Origin of the sequence: Xanthomonas sp. LMG 12460, assembly GCF_009192895.1 — a bacterium.
Classification (GTDB): domain Bacteria; phylum Pseudomonadota; class Gammaproteobacteria; order Xanthomonadales; family Xanthomonadaceae; genus Xanthomonas_A; species Xanthomonas_A sontii.
On sequence record NZ_NKUH01000035.1, the window covers coordinates 19,400 to 29,234 of the forward strand.

General features: G+C 71.0%; 9 protein-coding genes. All 9 read left to right on the forward strand.

Annotated elements, in window-relative coordinates; translation table 11 throughout:
- The first annotated feature begins 109 nt into the window (after window positions 1-109).
- The gene (locus tag CEK66_RS08245) at window positions 110-754 is read left to right on the forward strand and encodes a histidine phosphatase family protein (RefSeq protein WP_152236555.1); all 645 of its coding nucleotides are present in this window, start codon (window positions 110-112) and stop codon (window positions 752-754) included.
- A 463-nt stretch (window positions 755-1,217) separates the two neighbouring features.
- Window positions 1,218-2,483 carry a bifunctional tetrahydrofolate synthase/dihydrofolate synthase gene (folC, locus tag CEK66_RS08250; protein WP_152236557.1) on the forward strand — a complete coding sequence of 422 codons (1,266 nt, stop codon included), beginning with the start codon at window positions 1,218-1,220 and terminating at the stop codon, window positions 2,481-2,483.
- A gap of 69 nt (window positions 2,484-2,552) precedes the next feature.
- Complete coding sequence (locus tag CEK66_RS08255; RefSeq protein ID WP_152236559.1) at window positions 2,553-3,650, forward strand: SPOR domain-containing protein; 1,098 nt, start codon at window positions 2,553-2,555, stop codon at window positions 3,648-3,650.
- A 95-nt stretch (window positions 3,651-3,745) separates the two neighbouring features.
- Window positions 3,746-4,507, forward strand: a complete 762-nt coding sequence (locus tag CEK66_RS08260) for a CvpA family protein (RefSeq protein ID WP_152236561.1) — start codon at window positions 3,746-3,748, stop codon at window positions 4,505-4,507.
- Between the two features lie 28 nt (window positions 4,508-4,535).
- Entirely contained in the window at window positions 4,536-6,002 is a 1,467-nt protein-coding gene (gene purF, locus CEK66_RS08265; RefSeq protein ID WP_017913998.1) for an amidophosphoribosyltransferase, read from the forward strand.
- Window positions 6,003-6,033: 31 nt separating this feature from the next.
- Window positions 6,034-6,582, forward strand: coding sequence for a hypothetical protein (locus tag CEK66_RS08270; RefSeq protein WP_152236563.1), 549 nt, complete (start codon window positions 6,034-6,036; stop codon window positions 6,580-6,582).
- The gene (locus CEK66_RS08275; protein ID WP_193312603.1) at window positions 6,534-7,385 is read left to right on the forward strand and encodes a ferritin-like domain-containing protein; all 852 of its coding nucleotides are present in this window, start codon (window positions 6,534-6,536) and stop codon (window positions 7,383-7,385) included. The genes CEK66_RS08270 and CEK66_RS08275 overlap by 49 nt, the downstream gene beginning before the upstream one ends.
- Before the next feature lie 230 nt (window positions 7,386-7,615).
- Window positions 7,616-8,860, forward strand: coding sequence for a zinc-dependent metalloprotease (locus tag CEK66_RS08280; RefSeq protein WP_152236565.1), 1,245 nt, complete (start codon window positions 7,616-7,618; stop codon window positions 8,858-8,860).
- 141 nt (window positions 8,861-9,001) lie between these two features.
- Window positions 9,002-9,499 carry a hypothetical protein gene (locus CEK66_RS08285; RefSeq protein WP_152236567.1) on the forward strand — a complete coding sequence of 166 codons (498 nt, stop codon included), beginning with the start codon at window positions 9,002-9,004 and terminating at the stop codon, window positions 9,497-9,499.
- Window positions 9,500-9,835 lie beyond the last annotated feature (336 nt).

Below are 9,835 nucleotides of genomic sequence, written 5' to 3' on the forward strand. Positions count from 1 at the left end.
CCGCGGCGGGCACGCGGGATGCAGCACAGGGTTTCCGGCGACGGAGCGGGTATCATGCCGCTCCGTTTTCGTTTGCGAGACGGCCCCTTCCCCCCAAGGAATCCAGCGCATGCGCATTCTGCTCGCCCGCCATGGCGAAACCCCGTGGAACGCCGAAGGCCGCTACCAGGGCCAGATCGACATCCCGCTGTCGCCGGTCGGCGACGCCCAGGCGCAGGCGCTTGGCGCACGCCTGCGCGAGGTGTCGCTGACCCGCGCCGTGGCCTCGCCGCTGTCCCGTGCGCAGCGCACCGCGCGCTTCGCGCTGGGCCCTGAGCGCGAGGCGTTGCTGCAGACCGATCCGGACCTGCAGGAGATCGCCCATGGCGAGTGGGAAGGCCTGCTGGCCAGCGAGATCCACGAGAAGGACCCGGCACGCCTGCGCGCCTGGCGCGAGGAACCGGATACGGTGCTGATGCCGGGTGGCGAGTCGCTGCGGCAGGTGCTGGAGCGTTCCTGGCGCGGCCTGACCCGCGCCGCCGAGGGCCTGGGCGAGCACGACACGCTGCTGGTGGTGGCGCACGATGCGGTCAACCGGGTGATCCTGTGCCGGGTGCTGGGCCTGCCGATCGCGCGGCTGTGGAGTTTCCGCCAGGCGCCGACCACGCTGAACCTGCTGGAAGGGCCGGATGTGGAGCATCTGGAAGTGGTGCGCTTGAACGATTGCGCGCACCACACGCCGTTCTTCGGCGAGGCGAAGCATCGGGCGCTGTAGGACGAACATGATGCGCGTATAGCGTGCGTTGTCTCGTCGACGAGTTGATCCGTCCCGCTTCCGATGCGTTTCGCTTGGCCGTTGCCGTTGCCGTTGCCGTTGCCGTGCTTTTGCTGTCGCTTTTGCTTTGCTTTTCGGGATCCCGTGAGCCGCGGCACTTGGTCTGGGCGAAAACCCCGAAGGGGCGGCGCGCAGGACGCGCGCCGTTTTTCGTCGGCACATGGATGTGCCGTCGAAAAATGCCCAGGCCAAGTGCGCACCCGGAGCGCGCAGCGCGGAGGGCGCGGCGCCCGGGTGTGCTTGACCAGCCATTCGGCTGTGTTGAAGCGTTTCTTTTGGTTACTTTTCTTTGCACAAGCAAAGAAAAGTGACTCGCGCGTCAGCGCGAAAGCTGTCGCTCCAAAGCTGTTGCTTCTGACGAAGGCGAGCGAGCGCGCTTGCCTGAAAGGCTAGAAATACACAAATGAACACCCTCCCCGAATGGCTCGCCTACATCGAGCGCCAGCACCCCCAGGACATCGCCATGGGCCTGGAACGGGTGCGCGCGGTCGCCGCACGCATGCGCCTGACCAAGCCGGCCAAGCACGTCATCACCGTCGGCGGCACCAACGGCAAGGGCTCGACCGTCGCCTTCGTCGAGGCCATCGCGCGTGCCGCCGGCTGGCGCGTGGGCAGCTACACCTCGCCGCACCTGCTGCGCTACAACGAGCGTGTGCGCATCGACGGCGACGAGGCCAGCGATGCCGAGCTGGTGACCGCCTTCGCGGCAGTGGAGGCCGCGCGCGGCGACACCGCGCTGACCTACTTCGAGTACGGCACGCTGGTGGCGTTGTGGCTGTTCCAGCAAGCCAAGTTGGATCTGGCCGTGCTGGAAGTCGGCCTCGGCGGCCGGCTGGATGCGGTGAACCTGGTCGATGCCGATGTGGCGGTCATCACCACCGTGGACATCGACCACACCGACTGGCTCGGCACCGACCGCGAAGCGATCGGTGCGGAGAAGGCCGGCATCGCGCGGCCGTGGAAACCGCTGGTGCTCGGCGAGATCGATCCGCCCTCCAGTGTGCTGCGCCGCGCCTATGCGATCGGCGCCAATGCGCTGCGCGCCGGCAGCGACTTCTTCCACGAGCCGATCGACGCCGACCGCTGGCGCTGGCGCGACGTCGGCACCGAACTGCAGTTGCCGTTGCCGCAGCTGCGCGCGCCGGTGCAGCGCGCCAACGCCGCCACCGCCATCGCCGCCCTGCGTGCGCTGCGTCGCTCGCTGCCACGCAACGCCTACGCCGAGGGCATCGCCGCCGCACGCCTGCGCGGGCGCCTGCAGCCGTGCGTGCGCGACGGGGTGGAGGTGCTGGTCGACGTCGGCCATAACCCGCAGGCGGCCCGCGAACTGGCCACCGCGCTGCAGGCGCAGCCGGTCGCCGGCCGCACCTGCGCGGTGTTCGCGGCGCTGGCCGACAAGGACGCCGCCGGGGTGGTGGAGGCACTGGCTGCGCAGGTCGATGCCTGGCACCTGGCCGGCCTGGCCGGCAACCGCGGCCAGAGCGCTGCGCAGTTGCGCGCGCGGTTGGCGGGGACCGCCGCCGCCGCCGCCGAGGCCGGCGGCGCCGAGAGCGTGGCGCAGGCGCTGCAATCGGCGTTGGCGCAGGCGCAGCCGGGCGACCGGGTGCTGGTGTTCGGTTCGTTCCATACCGCCGCCGAGGCCTTGCACTGGCTGCATTCAGCCGGCTGATCCCGCCTCCGCGCGGGCCCACCTTATAATCGGCACGGCACTCCGCCACGCCGCCCCCTCAGCCTTTCCGTGGATACCGTCCTGAAACAGCGATTGATTGGCGCCCTTGTCCTGGTAGCGCTCGCCGTGATCTTCCTGCCGATGCTGGTGAAGGGGCCTGCGCCCGACAGCGGCGTGGCCAATGTGCCGCTGAAGGCGCCCGACGCGCCGGCCGACGGCCAGTTCGAGACCCGCGAGCTGCCGCTGGTGACCCCGGGCGACGCACCCAGTGGCGGGGCGGTGGGCATGGCCAAGGCGCCGGGCGCCGCCGCTGCGCCAGCCGCCGCGCCGGCGCCGGTCAAGGACAACCCCGATGCCGCCGACCTGGCCGATCCGGCCGCGGGCAGCGCCGCGCAACCGTTGCCGCCGAGCACGGCCGCCGGCAACTACGCGGTGAATTTCGGCGCCTACGCCACCGCCGCCGACGCCGATGCGGTGATCGCGCGGCTCAAGCAGGCGCAGCTGCCGGGCTTCCGCGAGCAGGCCACGATCGGCGGGCGCCAGGCCTGGCGGGTGCGGATCGGACCGTATGCCGATCGCGCCCAGGCCGAATCCGTGCGCCTGCAGGCGGTCAAGGTGCGCAACGACGTCAACGCCCAGGTGGTGACCCTGGATGCGGCGCCGAGCAACGCCACCCCGGCCAGCGCTACGCCGGCCGCCGCCAGCAACGTCGCCGCCGTCGCGCCCGCCGCCCCGGCCAAGACCGAGGCGCTGCCGCCGGAGCCGGCCAAGCCGGTCGCCACCACCAAGCCGGCGACGCCGCCGGCGCCCAAGCCGGAACCGGCCAAGCCGGCCGTGCCCAAGCCGGAACCCGCCAAGCCCGTGGCGACCCCGGCCACCACGGCGGCCGCCAAGCCGGCGCCGAGCGTGCCGGCCGCGCCTGCCGCCTCCGGTACCGGCTTCGCCGTGCAGCTGGGCGCGTTCGGCAAGGCCGAGGACGCCAATGCCCTTCGCGACAAGGTGCGCGCGGCCGGCTTCAGCGCCTTTGTCGAGCAGGTGCGCACCGACAAGGGCGCGCTGAACCGGGTGCGGGTCGGCCCGGTCGCCAACCGCGCCGATGCCGAGCAGTTGCGCGCCCAGGTGGCGGCCAAGGTCGGCATCAGCGGTATGGTACGTCCACATCCTTGATCGGGCCGCGGCCCATGGAGTAGCACGATGGTCCACGGAAGGCAGGCGCGACGCGCGATCGGCGCGATGCAGCGGCTCGGCCGCGGGAGGCGCGCATGATCGACATGGTGCTGTTGACGGTGATCCTGGTCTCGGCCCTGCTCGGGGCCCTGCGCGGGTTCGTCGGCATCGTGGTCGGCACGCTGTCCTGGTTCCTGGCCGGCTGGGCCACGTTCCAGTTCGGCGGCAATGCCGGGCAGTGGCTGGCCAACGGATCCCGGCCGAGCATGAGCTACTACCTGGGCGGCTACGCGCTGACCTTCGTGACGGTGATGGCGGTGGTCGCCATCGTCGGCATGGTGATCCGCACCGCGGTGCGCTCGACCGCGCTGTCGGGCACCGACCGCGCGCTCGGCTTCGGCCTGGGTGCGGCGCGTGGCGGCTTCTTCGCCGCGGTGCTGGCGTTCCTGATGAGCTTCACCCCGCTGACCCGCGAGCCGGACTGGCAGCATTCCATGGTGCTGCCGGTGCTCAACCCGGGCGTGGGCTGGATGCGCGCGCAGATACCGGACTGGCACATGCCGCAGATGCCGCAGATGAACCTGTCGCAGATGCCGCAACTGAACGTGTCGCAGATGAATTTGGGCAACTTGCCCGCGGCAGGCGATAATGCCGCGCTGGGCAACGCCCTGCAGGCCAGTGGGCTGCAGGAGATGATGTCCAAGGCCCTGGGACGTCCCGGGGTGCGGTCCGCGCAGCCCGGGGGCGATCCGTCGCAACTGATGCCCGCGAACATCGATCCGGCGCAGGCGCGTCCGGCGCAATTCGACCCGGCACGGGTCGAACCCAACGGCCAGGCACGGCCACCTTCCCAATAGCGGCATCCCCGCCGCGGAGAGCGTTGACATGTGTGGCATCGTCGGAATCGTCGGCAACCAGAACGTGGCCGGGCAACTCTATGACGGCCTGGCCGTGCTGCAGCACCGCGGCCAGGACGCGGCGGGCATCGCCACCGCCGACGGCACCCGCCTGCGCGTGCAGAAGGCCAACGGGCTGGTCCGCGACGTCTTCGACGAGAAGCGCATGGCGGTGCTGGAAGGCCGCGTCGGCATCGCCCATTGCCGCTATCCGACCGCCGGCTCGGAAGGCATGGACGAGGCGCAGCCGTTCTACGTGAATTCGCCGTACGGCATCGCGCTGGCCCACAACGGCAACCTGGTCAATACCGAAGCCCTGCGCCAGCAGGTGTTCGAGGCCGACCGCCGCAACATCAACACCGATTCGGACAGCGAAGTGCTGCTCAACGTGTTCGCCTACGAGCTCGACGCGCAGCGCATGCTGACCCCGGAGGCGGCGATCCGCGCCGTGGCCGGCGTGCACCGCCGCTGCAAGGGCGGCTACGCGGTGGTCAGCGTGGTGCTGGGACTGGGCCTGGTCGCGTTCCGCGACCCGCACGGCATCCGTCCGCTGGTGCTGGGCAAGCGCGAGAGCGTGGAGGGCGACGAGTACATCGTCGCTTCCGAGTCCTCGGCGCTGGACATCCTCGGCTTCACCCGCGTGCGCGACGTGCGCCCCGGCGAAGCGCTGGTGATCACCGGCCGTGGTGAGCTGTTCTCCGAGGTCTGCGCCTCGCCCACCGACCACACTCCGTGCATCTTCGAGTACGTGTACTTCGCGCGGCCGGACTCGATGATCGACAACGTCTCGGTGCACAAGGCGCGCATGCGCATGGGCATGAAGCTGGGCGAGAAGATCCTGCGCCTGCGCCCGGACCACGACATCGACACCATCATTCCGATCCCGGACACCTCGCGCGACGCCGCGCTGGAGATCTCCAACGTGCTCGGGGTGAAGTACCGCGAGGGCTTCGTCAAGAACCGCTACATCGGCCGCACCTTCATCATGCCGGGGCAGGGCGAGCGGGTGAAGTCGGTGCGCCGCAAGCTCAATCCGATCCACCTGGAATTCCGCAACCGCGTGGTGCTGCTGGTCGACGACTCGATCGTGCGCGGCACCACCAGCCGGCAGATCGTGCAGATGGCGCGCGACGCCGGCGCGCGCAAGGTGTACCTGGCCAGCGCCGCGCCGCCGGTGCGCTATCCCAACATCTACGGCATCGACATGCCGGCCGCCGACGAACTGGTCGCGCACGGCCGCAGCGAGCAGGAGATCCAGGAATTCCTCGGCTGCGACTGGCTGATCTACCAGGACCTGGAAGACCTGGAGACCGCGGTGCGCGAGGGCAACCCGGAACTGAAGGCGTTCGACTCCTCGTGCTTCAACGGCCAGTACACCACCGGCATCGAACCCGGCTATTTCGAGCGGATCATGCAGCTGCGCTCGGACGAGGCCAAGCGCAAGCGCCGTGCCTGAGTCCCGCCGCCGCCGCGCCCGGGCGCGGCGCATGCTCGCGCTGGCGGGTCTGGCGGCGCTGTGCGGCGGCTGCACTGCTGACGACGCCACGCGGCCGGTGCAGGCGCTGGACGATCCGCGCCTGCGCGACGGCAGCGTGCCGAGTGCGCAGTTGACCATGCTGCAGCTGTGCATGGCCCCGGACCAGTTGGCGGTGCTGCAGCCGGGCTACCGCGCACCGTTGGCGATCGCCGGCGCGCAGCGCATCGGCGAGGACCTGCTGCTGCTGCGCCTGCGTGCGCAGGGCTCCTCCGACGACGTGCGCGCCGATGCGCCGCAGTGGGGATATGCCGTCGATTGCCGCGACGGCACGTCGCGCCTGCTTGCCGCCGGCATCGGCGTCGACGCCGGCTGGCCGTCGAGCGCACCGCTGGCGAGCATCCCCGAACCGCCCGCGGCCGACCGCCGCAGCGCCTTCGCCCTGGCCTGCGCGCATCGCGTGGACTGCGTGTTCAAGGTGCCCGGCAACCGCTGCGAGCAGGCCCAGCGCACCTGGCTGGAACGGCGCCAGGCGGCAGCGCATCCGCCGGTGGCGCCGTGAACGGCGACCTTTACCAGGCCGCGCGCGCCTGCCTGGACGCCGCCGACCCCGACGAGAAGGTGGCGCTGACCCAGCGCCATGCCGCGGCCTGGCGCGACGGCGCGCTCGCGGTGCCGGCCGCGGCGCCGGCGCCCGAGCCGATCCGCATGCCGGGGCGGCCACCGCGACCGCTGCTGGTGCATCCGCGCGAGCTGCCGCGGCGCGGCCTCGGCAGTGCCGATGGCCGTGCGGCGTTCATCCACGCCATCGCCCACATCGAACTCAACGCCATCGACCTGGCCTGGGACGCGGTCTACCGCTTCCGCGGCCTGCCGCCGGCGTTCTACGCCGACTGGGTGGCGGTGGCGGACGACGAATCGCGCCATTTCGTGCTGCTGCGCGACCGCCTGCGCGCGCTGGGCCATGCCTACGGCGATTTCGCCGCGCACAACGGCCTGTGGGAGATGTGCGAGAAGACCGCCCACGACGGCCTGGCGCGGATGGCGCTGGTGCCGCGCGTGCTGGAGGCGCGCGGCCTAGACGTGACCCCGGGCATGATCGCCAAGCTGCGCGCGCTCGGCGACGACGCCACCGCCGACATCCTGGACATCATCCTGCGCGAGGAAGTGGCGCACGTGGCCGCCGGCTCGCGCTGGTACCGCTGGTACTGCGCGCAGGCCGGGATCGAACCGCGCGCCCGCTTCGCGGCGCTGCTGCGCGAGTACGCCGGCGGCTACCTGCACGGCCCGTTCAACCTGCAGGCGCGCCTGCTGGCCGGGTTCGACGAGGACGAATTGCTGGCGCTGCAGCAGCAGGCCGGCTGAGGCGGCGTCCTCCCGCGGCATGGCGCCCGGGTCGCGTCAACGCGCAGGCGGCGGCATGAACGCCCTTGCGTGCGTTCTGTGACGCCTATCTCCGAGCGGAGACCCCGCTGCATTTGTTGCTTGCGCTGAACGGTGGCTGAGCGGCTAATCGAACTCCCCCGCGCGGCCTCCCCCGTCTCCGGCCGCGCGCGGGGCGACGTTCGTCCCTACTCACCACCCAGGAGTCCGACATGAAGTCGATGTGCAGCCTTACCGCGATGCTTGCCCTGTGTGTCGCCGGTTCCGCCTCCGCAGCCGGAACGCCCCTGTTCCAGAGCAGCCAGTACGTCTCCAAATCCATCGCCGGCGAGCCGGCGCTGAGCCGCCTGCTGGCCAATCCCGCCACCGGCGCGGTGCAGCGGGTCGGCGTGAACGCCGCCGCGGTCACCGCCGGACAGAAGCAACTCGAGCTGGACCTGCTGGGCCAGCGCATCACCGCCACGCAATTGAAGACCGAGCAATTGGAAGGCGGCAACAGCATCTGGTACGGCAATCTCGGCAATGCCGCGGTGGCGCGGACCCGTGCGCTGTCCGGCCTGGATCCGCTGAACTCGGCGATCCTGGTGCGCAGCGGCGACACCATCACCGGCAGCATCCGCAGCAACGGCACCCTGTTCCACCTGCGTCCGATCGCCGGTGGCGGTCATGTGCTGGTGGAAGTCGACGAACGGCGCATGCCGGCCGAGCATCCGGCCGACTACGCGCTGCTGCCGACGGTGCAGATGCCGCAGTCGGTGATCGACGAACGCGTGACCGCCGCCGGTGCCTCGTCGGGGTCGCCCGCGACCATCCGCGTGCTGGTGGTGGCGACCAACAAGGCGGTGACCAGCTACGGCGGCAACATGCAGTCGCTGGTGCAGCTGGCGGTGGCCGAGTCCAACCAGGGCTACACCAACAGCAACGTCGGCATCACCATGCAGCTGGCCGGCTACGAGACCACCAACTACACCGAGTCGGGCGACTTCAACACCGACCTGACCCGTTTCCGCGGCACCAGCGACGGCTACATGGACAGCATCCATACCTCGCGCAACAGCACCGCGGCCGACGTCGGCGTGCTGATCATCGACAACTCCGCCTATTGCGGCCTCGCCTCGGGCATCGGTTCCACCGCCGCCACCGCGTTCGCGGCGGTGTACTGGGATTGCGCCACCGGCTACTACAGCTTCGCCCACGAGATCGGCCACCTGCAGAGCGCGCGCCACGACGTGGCCACCGACTCCAGCACCTCGCCGTACGCCTATGGCCACGGCTATCGCTACGGCAACAGCTGGCGCACGATCATGGCCTACAACTGCACCAGCAGCTGCCCGCGGCTGAACTACTGGTCCAACCCGAACGTGTCCTACAACGGCGTGCCGATGGGCAATGCCAGCACCGCCGACAACCAGCGCGTGCTGGTCAACACCAAGGCGACGGTGGCCGGGTTCCGCTGAGCCGGCGCGCGCGTGGCGCAGGCTGCCTGCCTGCGCCACGTGCGGCGAAGACGGCCGGAGCGGGCGCGGCGGCGCCCGCTTCGGCTATGCTGGGAAGCGGCGCCGGCACGGCCGGTGGCGACCGACTTCCTGGGAACGACGATGTTCAAGCGCATGCGACTGCCGGCCGCGCTGCTGCTGGCGATGCTGAGCGCGGGCTGCGGCCCCGCCCCCGATCGGCAGACCGATACGCCGTCGCCGACCGCCAAGACCGAGGCGCCACGGGCGACCCCGCCGGCCGCACCGGCCGACACCTTCGACGGGAACCGCGCGATGGACGTGTTGCAGGCGCGCCTGTCGGCCGATCATGCCTATCCCGATCTGCAGTGCCTGGGCTACGCCGTCGAGGACGGCGAGGGCGCCGCCTCCCCGGCAGCGTCTGCAGCGGCCGCACCCGAGGCCGCCGCGCCGGCGGCGATCGAGATCGCCGTACGCGAGAAGCACGGCGACGGCTGCCCGGGCGACCCGCAGACCGAGCCGGTCCGCGACCGCTTCCGTGTCGAGCGCTCCGGTGCGATCCAGTGGTACGACGTGGTCGACGGCGATTTCGTCGAATACGCGCAATGGCGGCAGCAGCAAGCCGGTGGCGGCTTGCCCTGACAGGCGGATTTTCGCACCGCGCCGCGTGCGTGGTCGCGGCGCTGCGCGGCCAGGAAACGCGGGTGGAGGACGGTGGCCTGGATGTGGGCGGTGTCGACGTCGCGGCCCGGATCGTCAGGCCTGATTGCGGACTGCCATGAGGTGGGCGGAGACGACCCGGTGTACTGGGATGCCGTCATCGGCGGCCCTGCGGAATCCGGGGCCGAAGCGCTATTCGGCGCCGTCCTGCAGCCGCGCCGCGTTCTCAGGGAAATGCGTTGCCGCGAAGTGCCGGGTGCGCATCGCCGGGCTGCCCGCGGCCGCGCCGGACGCTGGCGCTAGGCTGTATCGACATTC

Coding starts and splice junctions, on each gene's coding strand:
- CEK66_RS08260 (WP_152236561.1), top strand. CDS start 3,746: ATGATCGACATGGTGCTGTTGACGGTGATCCTGGTCTCGGCCCTGCTC.
- CEK66_RS08285 (WP_152236567.1), top strand. CDS start 9,002: ATGTTCAAGCGCATGCGACTGCCGGCCGCGCTGCTGCTGGCGATGCTG.
- CEK66_RS08245 (WP_152236555.1), top strand. CDS start 110: ATGCGCATTCTGCTCGCCCGCCATGGCGAAACCCCGTGGAACGCCGAA.
- CEK66_RS08270 (WP_152236563.1), top strand. CDS start 6,034: ATGCTCGCGCTGGCGGGTCTGGCGGCGCTGTGCGGCGGCTGCACTGCT.
- folC (WP_152236557.1), top strand. CDS start 1,218: ATGAACACCCTCCCCGAATGGCTCGCCTACATCGAGCGCCAGCACCCC.
- CEK66_RS08280 (WP_152236565.1), top strand. CDS start 7,616: ATGAAGTCGATGTGCAGCCTTACCGCGATGCTTGCCCTGTGTGTCGCC.
- purF (WP_017913998.1), top strand. CDS start 4,536: ATGTGTGGCATCGTCGGAATCGTCGGCAACCAGAACGTGGCCGGGCAA.